Origin of the sequence: Streptomyces sp. NPDC005181 (genome assembly GCF_040608395.1) — a bacterium.
Lineage (GTDB): Bacteria > Actinomycetota > Actinomycetes > Streptomycetales > Streptomycetaceae > Streptomyces.
In genome coordinates, this window is the sequence record NZ_JBEXID010000032.1 from 14,141 (window position 1) to 32,680 (window position 18,540).

Below are 18,540 nucleotides of genomic sequence, written 5' to 3' on the forward strand. Positions count from 1 at the left end.
ACCTCCTAGAGCTGTACGGGGGTGTGTACGGAGTTCTTCTCGGCGCTCTCCTCCACGGCGGCGAGCACCCGCTGCACCTGGAGCCCGTCGGCGAACGACGGCACGGGGTCCGTCCCTTCGGCGATCGTCCGGACGAGGTCGCGGGCCTGGTGGATGAAGGTGTGCTCGTAGCCGAGGGCATGGCCCGGCGGCCACCATGCCTCCAGGTACGGATGTTCGGGCTCGGTGACGAGGATGCGGCGGAATCCGGCGGTGGCGGCGGGTTCGGTGTGGTCGTGGAAGGACAGTTCGTTGAGCCGCTCCAGATCGAAGGCGAGGGAGCCGCACTCCCCGTTGAGCTCCAGCCGCAGCGCGTTCTTGCGGCCCGCCGCCATCCGGGTCGCCTCGAACGAGGCCAGCGCTCCGGAGGCGAGCCTGCCGGTGAACACGGCCGCGTCGTCGACGGTGACCGCCCCTCGGGCCTCGCTGCTCGCGACGCCCGAGAGTCCCGCCGACGCTCCGGCGAGCAGGGGCCGCTCCCGTACGAACGTCTCGGACACCGCCGACACCCCCACCAGCAGCTCCCCCGCCAGATACTGGGCGAGGTCGATGATGTGCGCCCCGAGGTCGCCGAGCGCACCGGACCCGGCGTGTTCGCGCTCGAGCCGCCAGGTGAGGGGCGACTCGGGGTCGACCAGCCAGTCCTGGAGGTAGGTGGCCCGTACGTGCCGCAGGGCGCCGAGCCTGCCCTCGGCGATCAGCTTCCGTGCGTACGCGATCGCCGGCACCTTGCGGTAGTTGAAGCCGACCATCGCCACCTGACCGCGGGCCCTGGCCCGTTCCGCGGCCTCGGTCATGGCCTCCGCCTCGGCAACCGTGTTGGCGAGCGGCTTCTCGCACAGCACGTGTTTGCCGGCCTCCAGGGCGGCGATGGCGATCTCCGCATGACTGTCGCCGGGGGTGCAGATGTCGACGAGCTGGACGTCGTCCCTGGCGATCAGGGCGCGCCAGTCGGTCTCCGCCGCCGTCCAGCCGTGCCGGTCGGCGGCGGCGGTGACCGCCGTACGGTCGCGTCCGCAGATCGCGGCGAGAGCCGGCCTCATCGGCAGGTCGAAAACGTGTCCCGCGGTGCGCCACCCCTGGGAGTGGGCGGCACCCATGAACGCGTATCCGACCATGCCGACCCCGAGCGTCGCCTCCGGCTTTGTCGACGGCGGCGCTGCGGCTTCCTGCTCCGTCTCTTCCCTACGGGCCATACGGGCTTCCTCCTCGTCGGTCGTTCGGTGGGGGCGGCAGGAGGGTCAGCACCCTCCTGGACTGCGGATCAGCTGAAGCCCGTCGGCAGGTACTGGTCGATGTTGTCCTTGGTGACGACGGCGGAGTAGAGCGTGAGACTGGTCGGGATCTCCAGTTCGGAGAGGCCGCCGATGCCCTTGCTCTGGCCGAGCGCGCGCGCCAGGTCGATGGCGGACGCGGCCATCGTCGGCGGGTAGAGGACGGTGGCCTTCAGGACGCTGTTGTCGGCCTTGATGGCGTCCATGGCGGACTTGGCGCCCGCACCGCCGACCATCAGGAATTCGTCCCGGCCGGCCTGCTGGATGGCGCGCAGCGCGCCGACACCCTGGTCGTCGTCGTGGTTCCACAGGGCATCGAACTTCTTCTGGGCCTGTAGAAGTTGGGCCATCTTCGCCTGGCCGGACTCGACGGTGAACTCGGCGGCCTGCCGGGCGACCAACTTGACGTTGGGGTAGTTCTTGAGCGCGTCGGCGAAGCCCTGGCTGCGCTGCTTGGTGAGCTCCAGGTTGTCGATGCCCGCGAGCTCGACGACCTTGGCGTTCGGCTTGTCCTTGAGCTTCTCGCCGATGTACGTACCGGCGTTGAGGCCCATGCCGTAGTTGTCGCCGCCGACCCAGCAGCGGTAGGCCTGCGGTGAGGCGAAGATGCGGTCCAGGTTGATGACGGGGATGCCCGCCTTCATCGCTTCCAGACCGACCTGGGTGAGCGCCTTGCCGTCGGCGGGGAGGATGACGAGGACGTCGACCTTCTTGTTGATGAGGGTCTTGACCTGGCCGATCTGGACGGCGGTGTCGTTGGAGCCCTCGGTGATCTCCAGGGTCACCTCGGAGTACTTCTCCGCCCGCGACTTGGCGTTCTCATTGATGGCGTTGAGCCATCCGTGGTCGGCCTGCGGGCCGGCGAAGCCGATGGTGACGGACTTGCCGGGCTTGTTGTCGGCGGCCGGTTGATTGCTCTGCGCAGTCTGCGACTTCTTGGGCTCATTGCTGGTGCAGGCGGTGAGGAGGGCGCCCGCGGAGACGGCTGCGGTGCCGAAGAGCAGTCCTCTGCGGCTGGTTTCTGGCATGGCTGTGGAACCCTTCATCCGGTGCGTGGGTGGCATGCGGAACTGTGGGTGGGGCGGGATGGGGTGAGGTGGGGAGAGCTCGGGGGCTCAGGTCTCCCCGTGGGCCGAGGTTCGGCCCTGGACCAGGACGGCGGCGACGATGATCGCGCCCTTGGCGATCTGCTGGACATCGCTCTGCAGATTGTTGAGAGCGAAGATATTGGTGATGGTGGTGAAGACGAGGACGCCGAGGACGGATCCGACGATCGTGCCGCGTCCGCCGCTGAGCAGAGTGCCGCCGATGATCGCGGCGGCGATGGCGTCGAGCTCGTACAGGTTGCCGTTGGTGTTCTGTCCCGAGCCGGACAGGATGATCAGCATGAAGGCGGCGATGCCGCAGCACAGCCCGGAGAGCAGGTACAGATAGAGCCGCTGCCTGGTTACGTCGATTCCGGCGAGCCGGGCCGCTTCCGCGTTGCCGCCGACCGCGACCGTGCGGCGCCCGAACGTCGTGCGGTTCAGCACCAGCCAGCCGATGACGGTGGCCGCGGCGAAGACCATCACCAGGGGCGGGATGCCGAGGATGTACGAGTCGGGCAGCCCCAGGTCCAGGACCGACTGCACGGTGACGATCTGCGTCTTGCCGTCGGTGATCAGCAGGGCGAGACCGCGGGCCGAGGCGAGCATGGCCAGCGTCGCGATGAACGGCACCATCCTCCCGTACGCGATCAACAGCCCGTTGACGAGTCCGGCGCCGAGTCCGACGAGCACGGCGGTGAAGAGGATGCCCGCGAAGCCGTACTCCTGGGTGGCGAGCGTGGTCGCCCAGACCGAGGCGAGCGCGACCATCGCACCGACCGACAGATCGATGCCGCCGCTGGTGATGACGAACGTCATACCGACGGTGACGACGCCGATGACGGACGACTGGGTCAGGATCAGCTGCAGGTTCCCGGTGTCCAGGAAGGCGTCGGGCTCGGTGAACCCGCCGACGGCGATCAGTACGGCGAGGACGCCGAGCAGCGACAGGTTACGGACGTCCGCGCGCCCCCCGAGAGCGCGCAGTCCGCCGCCCTTCGAGGGCGGCACCGAGGCGGGGGCGGCCGGGGCCGCCTTGTCCGGCCCACCGTGCTGCGCCGAGGAGACGGGCTGTGTCATGACGTCGGGCTCCCTTCCATCACGAGGTCGAGTACACGGTGCTCGTCGAGCTCCCGGGCGTCCGCCGTATGCACGACGCGGCCCTCGCAGAGCACCAGCACCCGGTCGGCGAGGCCCAGAACTTCGGGCACTTCGCTGGAGACCAGCAGGACGGCGAGGCCTTCGTCGGCCAGCCGTCGGATCACGGCGTAGAGCTCGGCGCGGGCGCCGACGTCGACACCGCGGGTCGGTTCGTCGAGCAGCAGCACCCGGCAGCCGCGCAGCAGCCAGCGGGCCAGGACGGCCTTCTGCTGGTTGCCGCCGGAGAGAGTACGGACGGGGGTGTCCGGGTTGTCGGGGCGCAGCGACAGTTCGCGGGTGGCGGTGCGGGCCGCCCGGCGCTCGGCCCCCCGGTCGAGCCAGCCTGCCCTGGAGAAGCGGGACATGGAGGAGACGGAGACATTGCGGGTGACGGATTCGAGCATCAGCAGGGCCTGTGCCTTGCGCTCCTCGGGGGCGAGCCCGATGCCTGCGGCGACGGCGGAGCGGACGCTGCCGGGGCGCACCGGCCGCCCTCCGACGAGTACCCGGCCCGCGCTCGGCCTGCGGGCACCGTAGATCGTCTCCAGGATCTCGGAGCGCCCGGAGCCGACCAGGCCGGCGAGGCCGACGATCTCGCCGGGCCGCAGCGCGAGGTCGAGCGGTGCGAACTCCCCTTCCCTGGCGAGTCCTTCGACGGTGAGTACGGGTTCCCGCCGACCGGTCTCCGCGACCTCTGCCGAGACCGCGGGGCGCTGCGGGAAGACGTACTCGACGTTGCGGCCGGTCATCATGGCAACGATGTCCCGTGTCGGGGTGGACTTGGCGGGCAGACCGACCGCGACGGCCCGTCCGTCCTTCAGCACGGTCACCCGGTCGCCGATCCGGCGGATCTCCTCCAGCCGGTGGGAGATGTAGACGACGGCGACGCCATCGGCGGTGAGTGAGGCCACGATCCGGAAGAGGTTGTCGACCTCGTCGGGGTCGAGGGCGGCGGAGGGCTCGTCCATCACGATGAGCCGCACGTCGTGGGAGAGTGCCCGCGCCATGGAGACGATCTGCTGCTGGGCCGCTGAGAGCGCGCCGACCGGGCGGGCGGGATCGATCTCGGGGTGGCCGAGGCGCTTCAGCAGTGCGGCGGCGGCCGTCCGGCCCTCGCGGGTGCGGACGACGAAGCGGGCGGTGGTGGGTTCATGGCCGAGGAAGATGTTCTCGGCGACCGAGAGACCCTCGACCAGGTCGAGTTCCTGGTAGATCGTGGCGATGCCCAGGCGCATGGCGGCGATCGGTGACTTCAGCGCGACGGGTGCGCCACGCCAGGCGATCTCGCCGTCGTCGGGCTGGTGGGCTCCGGCGAGCACCTTGATGAGAGTGGACTTGCCGGCGCCGTTCTGTCCGAGGAGACAGTGGACCTCGCCTGCCTGGACCTCCAGGTCCACGCCGTCGAGAGCGCGCACACCGGGGAACGACTTGGTGATGCCGGACATGGTGAGCAGGGGTGGTTCTGATGCCATGACAAATCCCCTCGGCGAAATGGGGTCTCCCCTGCTCGAGCGAAGCCAAGAGCTCGGGGAAGGGCCGGTGAGCGGGCAGGGCTGTGCCAGGTGCGGGTGGTGCTCAGTTGCCGATGTATCGCTGGTGCCGTACTGCCGGCCGAGGATCAGGCCGGTGAGAACAGGTGGTCGCTGATGAGCCGGGCGGCGCCGATGACTCCGGCGGCCGGTCCCAACTCGCCCAGCACGATGGGGAGATTGCCGGTGGCCAGCGGCAGGGACTGCCGGTAGACCTGGGTCCGGACACTGGCGAGGAGTGTGTGGCCGAGGCCGGTCACTCCGCCCCCGATCACCACCAGTCCGGGGTTGAAGAAACTGACGAGTCCGGCGATGACCTGGCCGACCCGGTTGCCGCCCTCGCGAATCAGGTCGAGCGAGGTCGCGTCACCGGCGGCCGCGGCGGCCGCCACATCGACGGCGGTGAGCCTGCCGGCCGCTTCCAGCCGGGCCGCGAGCTCCTGCGACTGTCCCGCGCGCGCCGCGTCCTCGGCGTCGTGAGCCAGCGCCGCGCCGCTGAAGTGGGCCTCCAGGCAGCCCCGGTTGCCGCAGGCGCAGGCGCGCCCGTCGGGTTCGACCTGGATATGGCCGATGTCGCCCGCGCTGCCCGTCGTACCGCGGTAGACGTCGCCGCCGACGACGATGCCGCAGCCGATGCCGGTACCGATCTTGATGCAGAGGAAGTCGCCCACGGAGCGCGCGACGCCCGCGTGCTGCTCCCCCATCGCCATCAGGTTCACATCGTTGTCGACCATTACGGGGCAGCCCAGTTCCTGGCTGAGCGCCTCGCGGACCGGGAAGCCGTCCCAGCCGGGCATGATCGGGGGTGCGACCGGAACGCCTTCGGGGAAACGGACCGGTCCGGGTACGCCGATGCCCGCGCCGTCGAAGCCTTCCGCGAGCCCGGAGGCCCGGAGCTTTGCCGCCATGGACAGCACCTGCTCGAAGACGGCGACGGGTCCTTCGCGTACGTCCATGGGGTGGTTGAGATGACCCAGGACCTCCAGCTCCGCGTTGGTGACCGCCACATCGATCGATGTGGCGCCGATGTCGACGCCGAGAAAGCGCAGTGCGGGAGCGAGCCGGATGTTGTGCGAGCGACGCCCGCCGCGGGAGGCGGCGAGTCCGTCGGCCACGACAAGTCCGGTCTCCAGCAGCCGGTCCACCTCGACGGCGAGCTTGGAGCGGGAGAGATCGATCTGATCCCCCAGCTGTGCCCGTGAGTTGGGCCCGCCGTCGCGCAACAGCCGGAGCAGTCGCGCCTGATGCGCATTTGCGGGTCGTGCCGTCATACGTCTCACGCGCCCCTCCCCGCCACATCGGCTTATCCGTCGGGCTTTCGAGGGGAACGTAGCAGCGGTTGCCGGGAGTGGGAAGAAGTTGCGCAGGAATCCACTCCAACTTTCTCCACACCGAGGACAAAGCCGTTGGCCGGCTCGCGAGCCGGCCGTCGGCGCGGACGCCTTCGTCGCCCGCGCCGCGGTGCGGCGGGGCGGGGCGGGGAAGTCAGCGGTTCGGTGACCGAGCCGGGGCTCATGTACACGTCGAACTCGCTCGGGGGCGCCGACGAGGTGCCCGGTCCCCTCGGCCGCTTCCCTGCGGATGGCCTCCTCGGGGCTGTCGCCGTCGAGCAGCCCGGCGGCGGTCCCGATCAGCATCCCGTCGTGGTGCCCGTTGACGCAGGTGGGCAGCCGGAACTGGCGGGTCGGCAGGACGGTGCGGCGGCGCGTGCCCATCGATGTACCCCGGAGGAGGGCACCGGCGGGTGGCAGGAGCAGTGCCCTGTCATGCCCGTGGGGGACGTGCCGGAGTACATGTACTGCGTTTTCAGTAGCGGGAGTGTCGGCAGGCGCACGACGACGGGACGGGCCATGCCCGGAGAACCTGGGGAGGTACCCGAGATTCAGATGTGGAGACCCCTGCCCGTGGCTGCTTTTCTCTATCGACTGGGCCGTCTGGCCTTCCGGCGGCGCTGGTACGTCGCCCTGCTGTGGGCGGCGGTGCTGGGCGCTGTCGGCTTCAGCGCTGTCACAGCTCCCGCCGCCCCCGATGAGGGGTCCTCCATGCCGGGCATCGAGTCCCAGAAGGCATTCGACCTGATGGAGCAGCGCTTCCCCGGGTCGATGGCCGACGGGGCGAGCGCCCGGATCGTCTTCGTCGCTCCCGATGGACAGAAGGTCACCGCGGCCGGGAACCGGTCGGCCATCGAGAAGACCGTGGACGAGGCGGCCGACGGGACTCAGGTCGCCGGTGCGGTGAGCCCCTTCCAGGCGCAGTCGGTGAGCAAGGACGCCTCCACGGCGTACGCGACCGTCACCTACAAGGTGAAGGCCGACGATCTCACCGACGCGAGCAAGCAGACGCTGGAGGACGCCATACAGGAGGCCCGGGACGCGGGCCTGTCCGTCGAGGTCGGCGGAACCGCACTGGCGACCCAGCCGGCGGCGGGTGGCGGGGCCGAGGGGATTGGCATCGCCATCGCTGCCGTGGTGTTGCTGATGACCTTCGGTTCACTGGCTGCCGCGGGGCTGCCGCTGCTGACCGCGATCATCGGCGTCGGCGTCAGCATGGCGTCGATTCTCGCCCTGGGCAGTGCCCTGGGTCTGTCCGCGACGACCGGCACCCTGGCCACGATGCTCGGCCTCGCGTGCGGCATCGACTACGCCGTGTTCATCGTCTCCCGCTACCGGGAGGAGCGGGCCAAGGGACACGCACCCCAGGAGGCGGTCGTCACCGGCTTTAGGTACAGCGCCCGCGTCGTGGTGGCGGCCGCGCTCATCATGATGGCTGTCTTCTCGGGGTTCATCGGCGCCGGCGAATCCATGATCAAGACGATCGGGTTCGGTCTGGCCACAGCCGTCCTGTTCGACGCGTTCGTCGTCCGCATGGCGTTCGTCCCCGCCGTGCTCGCCCTGCTCGGCAAGGCGGCATGGTGGCTGCCGCGCCCGCTGGACAAGCTGCTGCCCCGCGTCGACGTGGAAGGGGAGGCTCTCAGCCGACGGTCCGCCGCCCCGGCGCGGACCGAGGCGGCCGACCTGGAGTCGGTTCGCGTCTGACCGCCGTACCCGCCCCAGGGCCGCCCGTGGAGAACACGGGCGGCCCTCGTTGGCTGCTCGGCGCCCACGTCGCCCACCATGGATCTACCGGACCGGAGAATTCGATGATGACCAGCTGGCAGCGATATGCAGAGGACCATCCCCGCCGCGTCGACGCGGCTGTGGCCCTGCTGCTGTTCGTCGTCTCCGTCCCGGGAAGCGTGATCAGCGGCATGGAGCCCGCGATCCGGGCAGAGTGGTGGATCGCCGTGCTGTTCTCGGCCGTCGGCTGCACAGCCCTGCTGTGGCACCGCAGCCACCCCCGCACCGTCGTCGCGGTGACCGCGGCCTGCGCCGTGGCCACGGGCGTGCCGGGATTCCTGCTCACCCCCCTGCTGCTCGGACCGGTCATGGTGGCGCTCTATCGGCTGGCCGTCGGCGCCGACCGGACGACCACCCGCACCTACACGCTCACCGTCGCCGCGCTGCTGACGGCGACGACGTGACCAGCCGCTCATCCTCAGGACGGTCAACCCCACCGCCTGGATTCTGCTGTCGGCGGTGCTCGGCAGTGCCGTCCAGCTGCGGCGCGCCTATCTGGAGGTCGTACAGACCCGTGCCGCACACGCCGAGCGCATGCGCATTGCCCGCGAACTGCACGATGTCGTCGCCCACCACTTGACTCTGGCCCACGCCCAGGCAGGTACGGCCGCGCACCTGGCGCGTATCCACCCCGATCAGGCGCAGACGATCCTTGCCGACCTCGTCGGCACCACCTCATCGGCGCTGCGCGAACTCAAGGCCACCGTCGGCCTCCTGCGCCAGGCGGACGACACCGACGCACTGGCACCGGCCCCCGGGCTCGCGCAGCTCACCGATCTCACCGACTCGTTCGCATCCGCCGGGCTCACCGTCACCGTCACCGTCACCACCGAGGGCAAGGAACAGCGGCTCTCACCGGCAGTGGACCTGACGGCGTTCCGGATCGTGCAGGAAGCACTCACCAACGTCACCAAACACGCCGGCGCGAACGCAGCGCACGTACAACTCGACTACACCCGCGACAGGCTGACCGTCACGATCACCGACGAAGGAGAGGCCACAGCCCGAACCACTACGGCCCGGAGCGGCGGATTCGGTCTCATCGGCATGCGTGAACGCGCCCATTCCGTCGGCGGTCACCTGCACGCCGGCCACCGGCCCGAAGGCGGCTTCCACGTCACCGCCCAACTGCCACTGCACCCCCGGAACCCGGAAGAGGGCTTCATCGCATGACCATCCGCGTCCTGCTCGCCGACGACCAAGCCCTCCTCCGGGCGACCTTCCGCATGCTGATCGACTCCTGTGACGACATGGACGTGGTCGCCGAAGCCGCCGACGGCCGGGAAGCGGTCGAGCTCACCCGCACCCACCGTCCCGACCTCGTCCTCATGGACATCCGCATGCCCGGCATCGACGGCCTGGCCGCGACCACCGCGCTCTGCGCCGATCCGGACCTGTCCGGCACTCGCGTCCTCATCCTCACCACGTTCGAAACCGACGAGTACGTCGCCCGGGCACTCCGCGCCGGCGCGAGCGGCTTTCTCGGTAAGGACGTGGACGCGGACGGACTCCTCGCCGGCATCCGCACCGTGACCTCCGGTGACTCCCTGCTCTCCCCGCTGGCCACGCGCTCCCTCATCACCCGCTTCCTCGCCACACCCGAACCCGGCAGCCACCTGGTGCCGCCCGAACGCCTCGCCGTGCTCACCGCCCGCGAGCGCGAGGTGATGGCCCTGGCCGCCGAGGGGAAGTCCAACGCCGAGATCGCCGGCATGCTCGTCCTCAGCCCGCTGACCGTACGCACCCACGTCCAGCGCGCCATGGCCAAGCTCCACGCGCGGGACCGCGCCCAACTGGTCGTCATCGCCTACCAGTCCGGCCTCGTACAGCCCACGCCGCCACCGCACTGAACGCCGACGGGCCGGGTCCACGGGCAGGGCGGCGATCCGGTGCGGAAAGCGGAAAGCAGAAGGGGGCCGGGGCTCGGAGCCCCGACCCTTCCCTTACGACCCCGTTACGACTACGACCCGTTGCGACCGCGATCCGTCCGCACCTTGACGAACCGTGCGAACGGTCCGGCTCGCCGCGCGCTAGCCCTCTTCGCGCTGGTGGTACGTCTTGCGCGTGTGTTCCGTGTGCGCCCGCATGATCTCCGTGGCCCGCTGTTCGTCCCGCGAGGAGATCGCCGCGATCAGTGCGCGGTGCTCGATCCAGGACTGGGTGCCGCGCTGGCGTGCCACCGGCGTGTAGTACCAGCGGACCCTGCGGTCGACCTGCCCGGCGAGTTCGGCGAGGACGACATTGCCCGCCAGCTCCATGACCTTGGCGTGGAACTCGGCATTGGTGGCCACAGCGAGATCCACATCGTCGTCGGCGACGGCCTGCTCGCCCTTGACGCAGAGCGCTTCGAGCGCGGCGATGCCGGCCGTGCCCGAGTTGGCCGCGGCCAGCCGGGCGGCCTCGGCCTCCAGGAGCGTACGGACCGACAGCAGCTGGTCCGCTTCCTCCTCGGTGGGTTCATGGACGAACGCGCCTTGCGCGGGCCGCAGATCGACCCAGCCCTCGGTGTTCAACCGCTGCAACGCCTCGCGTACCGGCTGCCGGGACACGCCGAGGTGTCCCGCGAGCTCGCTCTCGACCAGATGCTGGCCGGGGAGGAGCGCACGCGTGGTGATCAGTTCGAGCAGCGCCTCATAGACACGCTCGCGCAGCGGACCGGGCCGTTCCAGCTTCGGCACAGCCCCTTGTGGCAGTCCTGTGGACAACATCGCAGTCCCCCTCCGGGCGACGAGCAATTGCTTATCGTCTACAGTCTACCGAGCGCAATGGGGCTCAGGGACAGCGGATCACCTGACCCGCGTACGAGAGATTCCCGCCGAACCCGAAAAGCAGCGCCGGGGCGCCGCTCTCGACCTCGCCCCGTTCGATCAGTTTCGACAACGCCATCGGGATGGAAGCGGCGGACGTATTGCCCGAATCCACCACATCCCGGGCGATGACCGCATTGACCGCACCGATCTTCCGGGCGACCGGTTCGATGATCCGCAAATTGGCCTGATGCAGTACCACCGCAGCGAGATCCTCGGGGGCGACTCCGGCCCTTTCGCACACTTTGCGCGCGATGGGCGGCAGCTGCGTGGTGGCCCAGCGATAGACGGACTGCCCTTCCTGGGCGAAGCGCGGCGGTGTCCCCTCGATCCGCACCGCACGTCCCATCTCCGGCACCGAACCCCACAGCACGGGGCCGATCCCGACCGCGCCGTCCGCATCGCCCCGCGGGTCCGCGACCACGACCGCGGCGCCCGCACCGTCGCCGAGCAGGACGCAGGTGGAACGGTCGGTCCAGTCGGCGATGTCGGCCATCTTGTCGGCACCGATCACGAGCGCACGGGTCGCGGCGCCCGCCCGGATGGCGTGATCCGCGGTGGCGAGGGCATGGGTGAAGCCGGAGCAGACCACATTGATGTCCATCACGGCCGGCGAACCCATACCGAGGCGGGATGCGACCCGCGCCGACATGCTCGGCGAACGGTCCATGGCGGTGGAGGTCGCGACGAGGACCAGATCGATGTCGGTGGGGAGCAGACCGGCCGTGGCGAGCGCCTTGGCCGCCGCGTGCGCGGCCATCTCGTCCACCGGCTCGTCAGGGCCTCCCACATGGCGGGTCTTGATCCCGACGCGACTGGTGATCCACTCGTCGCTGGTGTCGACCATGGCCGCCAGGTCGTCGTTGGTGAGCACCTTGGCGGGCTGATAGTGGCCGAGCGCCACGACACGTGAGCCGGTCATGTAGAGGTTCCCCTCGCTACGTATGGCAGGAACTATCCAGTCTTGGTGGCTACCGCCCGGTACGGGGGCACGTGATCCCACAGGATTACCGGCCGAGGCTTGGAGGCTTGACGACACCCTTGACCCCCCTGAACACATACTGTAGACAATATTCTGTCGACTTGACATCGTCTCCTGTCCCCTCGCTCGGTGCCTTACCGAACGGAGAGCCCCCGTGAAAGTCGCAACGAGCTGCACCACTTCGTACGACCGGCTGGAGGAGCACCAGGGTCTGCAGTGGCCGCCGGGACCTGGGACGAGCCGTGCCAGACAGAGACCACGACTGTCTGCGCCTACTGCGGCGTGGGATGCAACGTCACACTCCATGTGCAGGACAATGAGATCGTCAAGGTCACCTCGCCGCACGACAACCCCAGTGACCCACGGCAACCTCTGCATCAAGGGCCGTTTCGGCTTCCAACACGCACAGAATCGGGTTTAACCGCCATGGGACGGGTCACCGAGCGCCGCCGCACCATCCGCATCCGGGACGGGGTGGTCTCCACCCGCCCCGACACACTTGTCGCCGAGGAGCCGCTGGAGATCCGGCTGAACGGCCGGCCGCTGGCGATCACGATGCGTACGCCGGGCGACGACTTCGCTCTGGCGGCGGGCTTCCTCGTCAGCGAGGGCGTGATCGGTGACGGCTCCGAGGTGCAGTCGATCGTGTACTGCGCGGGGGCGACGGCGGACGGCGTGAACACCTACAACGTGGTGGATGTGAAGCTCGCGCCCGGCGTAGAGGTCCCCGACATCACTCTGGAGCGCAACGTCTACACGACGTCGTCCTGCGGGCTGTGCGGCAAGGCGAGCCTCGACGCGGTCCGCACCACGACCCGGCACCCGATCGCCGACACTCCCCCGGTCCGGGTCGAGCCCGCATTGCTCTCGGCCCTCCCCGACCGGTTGCGCGAGTCGCAGCGGGTCTTCGACCGGACCGGGGGTCTGCACGCTGCGGCGCTGTTCTCCGAGACGGGCGAACTCCTCGACATCCGGGAGGACGTCGGCCGGCACAACGCGGTCGACAAGCTCGTCGGCCGCGCCCTGACCGACCACCGGCTGCCGCTGTCCCGGGCGATTCTGCTGGTGTCGGGGCGGGCCTCGTTCGAGCTGGCCCAGAAGGCGGTGATGGCCGGGATCCCGGTGCTCGCCGCGGTCTCGGCGCCGTCGTCGCTCGCCGTCGATCTGGCGGCCGAGACCGGACTGACCCTGGTCGGCTTTCTGCGGGGTCCGTCCATGAACGTGTACGCGGGTGACCACCGCATCGCCCTGGAGGCGACGGTCGGCCAGGGCTGAGCCGCCCGGCCCGCAACACGGGTCAGGGATCCGGCCGGCGGGGAGCGCCCCCTGCGCCGGCCGGTCCCGCCCCCGTGAGGTTCACCGCCGGTCCTTTCGGGGGCGGCGGAATGGGCCGTCGGCCCACGCCGGCTGTCCGTGGCTCACGCCACAGGCGAGCCGGTCAGCCCACCGCGACCGGTTCTTCCGCCGCTGCACCGCTCGCCGGAGTCCAGGCCCGCTCCCAGCGTCCCTCCTGCGGAGCCTGCGAGTCGAGCGGTTCGTGCGAGCGACGCTTCGCGATCACCGCGCACACCATCAGCTGCATCTGGTGGAAGAGCATCAGCGGCAGGACGGCCAGGCTCGCGTGCGCCCCGAAGAGCACGCTCGCCATCGGCAGGCCCGAGGCCAGGCTCTTCTTCGAACCGGCGAACTGGATGGCGATCCGGTCCCCCCGGTCGAAGCCGAGCCGCTTCGCCCCGTGCCAGGTCAAAGTGAGCATCAGCGCGAGCAGCACCGCCTCGGCGGCGAGCAGCGCACCGAGCCGGGCCGGGGTGACCTGGTGCCAGATGCCGGCGACCATGCCCTCGCTGAACGCGGCGTAGACGACCAGCAGGATCGAGCCCCGGTCGACATAGCCGAGCACCTTCTTGTGACGGGTGATGAACCCGCCGATCCAGCGGCGCAGCAGCTGCCCGGCGACGAACGGCAGGAGCAGCTGGACCCCGATCTTCAGCAGTGCGTCCGCCGAGAAGCCGCCACCACTGCTGCCGAGCAGCGCGGCGGCGAGCAGCGGGGTGAGGAAGATCCCGGCGAGCGAGGAGAAGGAACCCGCGCAGATCGCCGCCGGCACGTTGCCGCGGGCGATCGAGGTGAAGGCGATCGACGACTGGATGGTCGACGGGACGAGGCAGAGGAAGAGGAAGCCGCTGTAGAGCTGGGGCGTCAGGACGTACGGAACCAGGCCCTCGCCGGCCAGGCCCAGCAGCGGGAACGCCACGAATGTGCAGATCAGAACGGTGAGATGGAGCCGCCAGTGCTTGAGTCCGTCGAGCGCCTCGGCGGTCGAGAGGCGAGCGCCGTACAGGAAGAAGAGAAGAGCGACCGCACCGGTCGATGCGCCGCCCGCCACGTCAGCGGCGGCCCCCGATGCCGGCAGCAGCGCCGCAAGCGCGACGGTGCCGATCAGCGCCAGGATGTACGGGTCGATCGGCAGCCAGGACGGCAGCTTCAGGGTGCGGCGGCTCATGTGCTCCACGTGTCTCTCGTTCAGGTTGTGCCCTCTCCATTTTGCTCTTGATCACCGCAATCGGGAATCCCGCATACTGCTCTCACTGTCATCATGTTTCGCGATAGCCTGAGCACTATGTACGACCCTGCACAGCTCCGTACCTTTCTCGCCGTCGCCCAGACGCTGAGTTTCACTCAGGCCGCCCGCCGACTGGGCGTGCGGCAGTCCACGGTGAGCCAGCATGTGCGGCGGCTGGAGGACGCGACGGGACGCCAGCTGTTCACCCGGGACACGCACCGGGTCGATCTCACCGCGGACGGTGAGGCGATGCTCGGCTTCGCCCGGACGATCCTGCAGGCCCATGAGCGGGCCGCGGCGTTCTTCACCGGGACCCGGCTGCGCGGCCGGCTGCGGTTCGGGGCCTCGGAGGACTTCGTGCTGACCCGGCTGCCGGAGATCCTGGAGTCGTTCCGCCGCGATCACCCGGAGGTCGAGCTGGAACTGACCGTGGAGCTGTCCGGCACGCTGCACCGGCAGCTGGCGGCGGGCCGGCTCGATCTGGTCCTCGCCAAGCGGCGGGCCGGCGACACGCACGGTGAGCTGGTCTGGCAGGACGCGCTGACCTGGATCGGCGCACCAAACGTGCGGGTCGATCCGGACCGCCCGGTTCCGCTGGTCCTCTTCCCGCCGCCGGGCATCACCCGGGCCCGCGCCCTGGAGGTGCTGGAGGAGCACGGCCGGTCCTGGCGGGTCGCCTGTACGAGTACGAGCCTGAGCGGACTGATCGCGGCGGCCCATGCCGGGCTGGGCGTGATGGCGCACACCCGCGGCCTGATCCCGCCGGGACTGACCCCGGTGCCGGCCAGGGCCGGCCTGCCGGAGCTCGGCGACGTGGACTTCGTGCTGCTGCACGGCCGCCGCCGGGACGCGGCGCAGGAGGCTGCGGACGCGCTCGCGGCGGCGATCCTGGCGGGGGGCGACCGGCTGATCCGCTCCGTCGGCGGGATCAACGCGATCAGCGGCCGCGAAGGCGCGTGACCGAGGCGTACAGATTCGGTGGAGATTCCGGCGCGAGCTACTTACTCATCCGTCAGATGTACGCCCGAGCCTTGCCCATCTGGCCGGATTTCTGTGGCTGACCTGTGCAGATGCCACACGTTCCGCAGCCTCCGGGCCCTCCCGCCCCGGCGCCCGATCGGGTAGCGTCACGGCGCTGTGCGGAGCGCCACAAGGAGCAGTTCATTGCGCGAGTTCACGGTCCCACCCATGGCGGCCGCGCCCCACGTCGGCGGTCTGGCCGATGTCGTCTTCGACTACGCGGAGGAGGACCCGTACCGGGTTGCACTCGGCCGGAAGGACGCGGACGGGCATTGGCGCGACATCACTGCGGCGACGTTCCGTGACGAGGTACTGGCCCTCGCCAAGGGGTTGATCGCCCAGGGTGTCCGGTTCGGCGACCGGGTCGCCCTGATGTCCCGTACCCGCTACGAGTGGACACTCTTCGACTTCGCGCTGTGGACGGTCGGTGTCCAGACCGTGCCGATCTATCCGACGTCCTCGGCCGAGCAGGTCCTCTGGATGCTGCACGACGCCGATGTGTCCGCCATCGTGGTCGAGCACGAGGACCATGCGATGACGGTCGCCTCCGTGATCGACCGGCTGCCCGGGCTGAAGCGGCTGTGGCAGCTGGACGCCGACGCGGTGGCCGAGCTCGTCGACGCGGGCACCCACGTCGAGGAGGAGGTGGTGCACCGGCACCGGCGGGCGGTGACGCCCGAATCCGTGGCGACCATCATCTACACCTCCGGAACGACGGGCCGGCCCAAGGGCTGTGTGCTCACCCACGCCAACTTCATGTTCGAGACGGACACGATGGCCTCCCGCTGGGAGTCGGTCTTCCACTCCAAGCCGGGCGACGAGGCCGCCACACTCCTCTTCCTGCCGCTGGCGCATGTCTTCGGCCGGATCGTCGAGGTCACGGCGATCCGCGGCCGGGTGAAGCTGGGCCACCAGCCGGAGCTGTCGGCGAAGGCGCTGATGCCGGACCTGGTGACATTCCGGCCGACATTCATCCTGGCGGTGCCGTACATCTTCGAGAAGGTCCTCAACGGCGCCCGGCGCAAGGCCGAGGCGGAGGGCAAGCTCGGGCCGTTCGACAAGGCCTTCGACATCGCGGTGAAGTACGCGGACGCGATGGAGCACAAGGCGTTCGGCACCGGCCCCGGGCCGTCGCCGGGGCTGCGGATGCAGCACCAGTTCTTCGACAAGGTCGTGTACAGGAAGGTCCGCGAGGCGATGGGCGGCCGGATGCGGCACGCCATGTCCGGCGGCTCCGGGATGGAGCGGCAGCTCGGCCTGTTCTTCGAGGGCGTCGGGATCACGGTGTACGAGGGGTACGGACTGACCGAGTCGACGGCTGCGGCCACCGCCAATCCGCCGGAGCGCACCCGGTACGGCACGGTCGGGCAGCCGATCCCCGGCACCACCGTGCACATCGCCGACGACGGCGAGGTGTGGGTGTACGGCGCAAATGTCTTCGGCGGCTATCTGAGCGACCCGAAGGCCACCGACGCGGTGCTACACGACGGCTGGCTGGCCACCGGCGACCTGGGCGCGCTCGACGAGGACGGCTATCTGACCATCACCGGGCGGAAGAAGGAGATCCTGGTGACGTCGGGCGGCAAGAGCGTGGCACCGGCCGGTCTGGAGGAGCGGGTGCGGGCGCATCCACTGGTCGCGCAGTGCATCGTGGTCGGCAACGACCGGCCGTACATCGCGGCGCTGGTGACCGTGGACCAGGAGTCAGTGGACCACTGGCTCTCCATGCAGGGGCGGCCGCCGATGAGGGCGGCGGACCTGGTGCGCGACCCGGATCTGGAGATGGAGGTCCGACGGGCGGTCGTGGCCGCCAATACAGCGGTGTCGCAGGCCGAGTCGATCCGTACGTTCCGGATCCTGGCGCATCAGTTCACCGAGGAGCACGGCATGCTGACCCCGTCGCTGAAGCTGAAGCGCAAGGCGATCGAGACGGCGTACGCGGCCGAGGTGGACGCGCTGTACCGCTGAGGCGTGCCCGGCGGCGCAATCCTGAAATACATCCCGACGGGAATGCATCACGGCCCTTGATCGTTGACCCTGGGAGTACCAAACCGACGACGTAAGGATCGACCGCTCGTGAGCCAGGTCCCCTCCATCACCCTCAACAATGGCGTCGAGATGCCGCAGCTCGGTTTCGGTGTCTGGCAGGTGCCGGACGACGAGGCCGCCACGGCGGTCAGGACAGCCATCGAGTCCGGGTACCGGAGCATCGACACCGCCGCGATCTACGGGAACGAGCAGGGCACCGGCAAGGCCGTCGCCGCGTCCGGTGTCGCCCGTGACGAACTGTTCGTCACCACAAAGCTGTGGAACAGCGAGCAGGGTTACGACGCCACCCTGCGGGCCTTCGACGCCTCGCTCGACAAGCTGGGTCTCGACTATGTCGACCTGTACCTGATCCACTGGCCGGTGCCGGCCAAGGACGCGTACATCGACACGTACAAGGCCTTCGAGAAGATCTACGCCGACGGCCGCGCGAAGGCCATCGGTGTCTCGAACTTCCTGCCCGAGCACCTGGAGCGGCTGCTCGGTGAGACCTCCGTGGTCCCCGTGATCAACCAGATCGAACTGCACCCGCAGCTCCAGCAGGCCGAGTCGCGCGCCTTCCACGCCCAGCACGACATCGCGACCGAGGCGTGGTCGCCGCTGGGTTCGGGCCGGGGCCTCCTGGAGGTTCCGACGGTCGTCGCGATCGCCCAGAAGCACGGTCGCACGCCCGCGCAGGCAGTGCTCCGCTGGCACCTCCAGACGGGCAACGTGGTGATCCCGAAGTCCGTGACGCCGTCGCGGATCGCGGAGAACATCGATGTGTTCGGCTTCGAGCTGGACGCCGACGACCTCGCCGCGTTCGCCGCGCTGGACGAGGGCAAGCGCCTCGGCCCGAACCCGGGCGAGTTCAACGTCAGCGCCTGAGCCCCGCCGCTCCACCGAATCACGCAGACCCGCCGCCCGGCTTCCCGCCGGGCGGCGTCTGCATGCCCGAAC

Annotated in this window: 16 protein-coding genes and 1 pseudogene; 9 read left to right on the plus strand and 8 right to left on the minus strand. The window is 69.7% G+C overall.

The genetic code is table 11. The features are described 5' to 3' along the window. Positions 1–5 precede the first annotated feature (5 nt). The 5 genes from ABZV38_RS21110 to ABZV38_RS21130 form a co-directional block, all read right to left on the minus strand. On the minus strand, positions 6–1,235 hold the full coding sequence (locus tag ABZV38_RS21110) for a Gfo/Idh/MocA family oxidoreductase (RefSeq protein WP_356329092.1): 1,230 nt from the start codon (positions 1,233–1,235) through the stop codon (positions 6–8). A 68-nt stretch (positions 1,236–1,303) separates the two neighbouring features. After that, positions 1,304–2,341 carry a substrate-binding domain-containing protein gene (locus ABZV38_RS21115; RefSeq protein WP_356329094.1) on the minus strand — a complete coding sequence of 346 codons (1,038 nt, stop codon included), beginning with the start codon at positions 2,339–2,341 and terminating at the stop codon, positions 1,304–1,306. Between the two features lie 87 nt (positions 2,342–2,428). Continuing rightward, a complete protein-coding gene (locus ABZV38_RS21120; RefSeq protein ID WP_356329096.1) occupies positions 2,429–3,478 on the minus strand; it encodes an ABC transporter permease in 1,050 nt (349 codons plus the stop codon). Next, positions 3,475–5,010 carry a sugar ABC transporter ATP-binding protein gene (locus ABZV38_RS21125; protein WP_356329098.1) on the minus strand — a complete coding sequence of 512 codons (1,536 nt, stop codon included), beginning with the start codon at positions 5,008–5,010 and terminating at the stop codon, positions 3,475–3,477. Before ABZV38_RS21125 ends, ABZV38_RS21120 begins: the two co-directional genes overlap by 4 nt. Positions 5,011–5,156: 146 nt before the next feature. Further along, on the minus strand, positions 5,157–6,338 hold the full coding sequence (locus ABZV38_RS21130; RefSeq protein WP_356329100.1) for an ROK family transcriptional regulator: 1,182 nt from the start codon (positions 6,336–6,338) through the stop codon (positions 5,157–5,159). Between the two features lie 633 nt (positions 6,339–6,971). Between ABZV38_RS21130 and ABZV38_RS21135 the strand changes: the two genes are divergently transcribed. From ABZV38_RS21135 to ABZV38_RS21150, 4 genes are read left to right on the plus strand one after another with little or no spacing between them, the layout of a single operon-like run. After that, positions 6,972–8,102, plus strand: a complete 1,131-nt coding sequence (locus ABZV38_RS21135) for an MMPL family transporter (RefSeq protein WP_356329102.1) — start codon at positions 6,972–6,974, stop codon at positions 8,100–8,102. A gap of 26 nt (positions 8,103–8,128) precedes the next feature. Further along, on the plus strand, positions 8,129–8,587 hold the full coding sequence (locus tag ABZV38_RS21140; protein WP_356329103.1) for a hypothetical protein: 459 nt from the start codon (positions 8,129–8,131) through the stop codon (positions 8,585–8,587). A 55-nt stretch (positions 8,588–8,642) separates the two neighbouring features. Further along, positions 8,643–9,356 (plus strand): sensor histidine kinase, encoded by a 714-nt coding sequence (locus ABZV38_RS21145; RefSeq protein WP_356329105.1) that lies wholly within the window; start codon positions 8,643–8,645, stop codon positions 9,354–9,356. Continuing rightward, positions 9,353–10,033, plus strand: coding sequence for a response regulator transcription factor (locus ABZV38_RS21150; protein ID WP_356329107.1), 681 nt, complete (start codon positions 9,353–9,355; stop codon positions 10,031–10,033). The genes ABZV38_RS21145 and ABZV38_RS21150 overlap by 4 nt, the downstream gene beginning before the upstream one ends. 180 nt (positions 10,034–10,213) lie before the next feature. Here the strand turns inward: ABZV38_RS21150 and ABZV38_RS21155 are convergent, their stop codons facing one another. Further along, positions 10,214–10,891, minus strand: a complete 678-nt coding sequence (locus tag ABZV38_RS21155) for a GntR family transcriptional regulator (protein WP_356329109.1) — start codon at positions 10,889–10,891, stop codon at positions 10,214–10,216. Between the two features lie 64 nt (positions 10,892–10,955). Continuing rightward, positions 10,956–11,912: a beta-ketoacyl-ACP synthase III gene (locus ABZV38_RS21160; protein WP_356329111.1), complete on the minus strand. Its 957-nt coding sequence runs from the start codon at positions 11,910–11,912 to the stop codon at positions 10,956–10,958. A gap of 279 nt (positions 11,913–12,191) precedes the next feature. Here ABZV38_RS21160 and ABZV38_RS21165 point away from each other — a divergent pair. Next, a pseudogene (locus ABZV38_RS21165) lies at positions 12,192–12,393 on the plus strand (Fe-S-binding domain-containing protein); the annotation flags it as partial. Positions 12,394–12,398: 5 nt separating this feature from the next. Beyond that, positions 12,399–13,247 (plus strand): formate dehydrogenase accessory sulfurtransferase FdhD, encoded by an 849-nt coding sequence (fdhD, locus tag ABZV38_RS21170; protein ID WP_356329113.1) that lies wholly within the window; start codon positions 12,399–12,401, stop codon positions 13,245–13,247. 163 nt (positions 13,248–13,410) lie between these two features. Here the strand turns inward: fdhD and ABZV38_RS21175 are convergent, their stop codons facing one another. Continuing rightward, positions 13,411–14,475, minus strand: coding sequence for a bile acid:sodium symporter family protein (locus ABZV38_RS21175; protein WP_356329115.1), 1,065 nt, complete (start codon positions 14,473–14,475; stop codon positions 13,411–13,413). 117 nt (positions 14,476–14,592) lie between these two features. On the opposite strand from ABZV38_RS21175, the gene ABZV38_RS21180 reads away from it, so the two are divergent. From ABZV38_RS21180 to ABZV38_RS21190, 3 genes are all read left to right on the plus strand, one after another. Beyond that, a complete protein-coding gene (locus ABZV38_RS21180; RefSeq protein WP_356329116.1) occupies positions 14,593–15,495 on the plus strand; it encodes a LysR substrate-binding domain-containing protein in 903 nt (300 codons plus the stop codon). 228 nt (positions 15,496–15,723) lie between these two features. Further along, positions 15,724–17,523 (plus strand): long-chain fatty acid--CoA ligase, encoded by a 1,800-nt coding sequence (locus ABZV38_RS21185; protein ID WP_356329118.1) that lies wholly within the window; start codon positions 15,724–15,726, stop codon positions 17,521–17,523. A 108-nt stretch (positions 17,524–17,631) separates the two neighbouring features. Continuing rightward, on the plus strand, positions 17,632–18,468 hold the full coding sequence (locus tag ABZV38_RS21190) for an aldo/keto reductase (protein WP_356329120.1): 837 nt from the start codon (positions 17,632–17,634) through the stop codon (positions 18,466–18,468). The last annotated feature ends 72 nt before the right edge of the window (positions 18,469–18,540 follow it).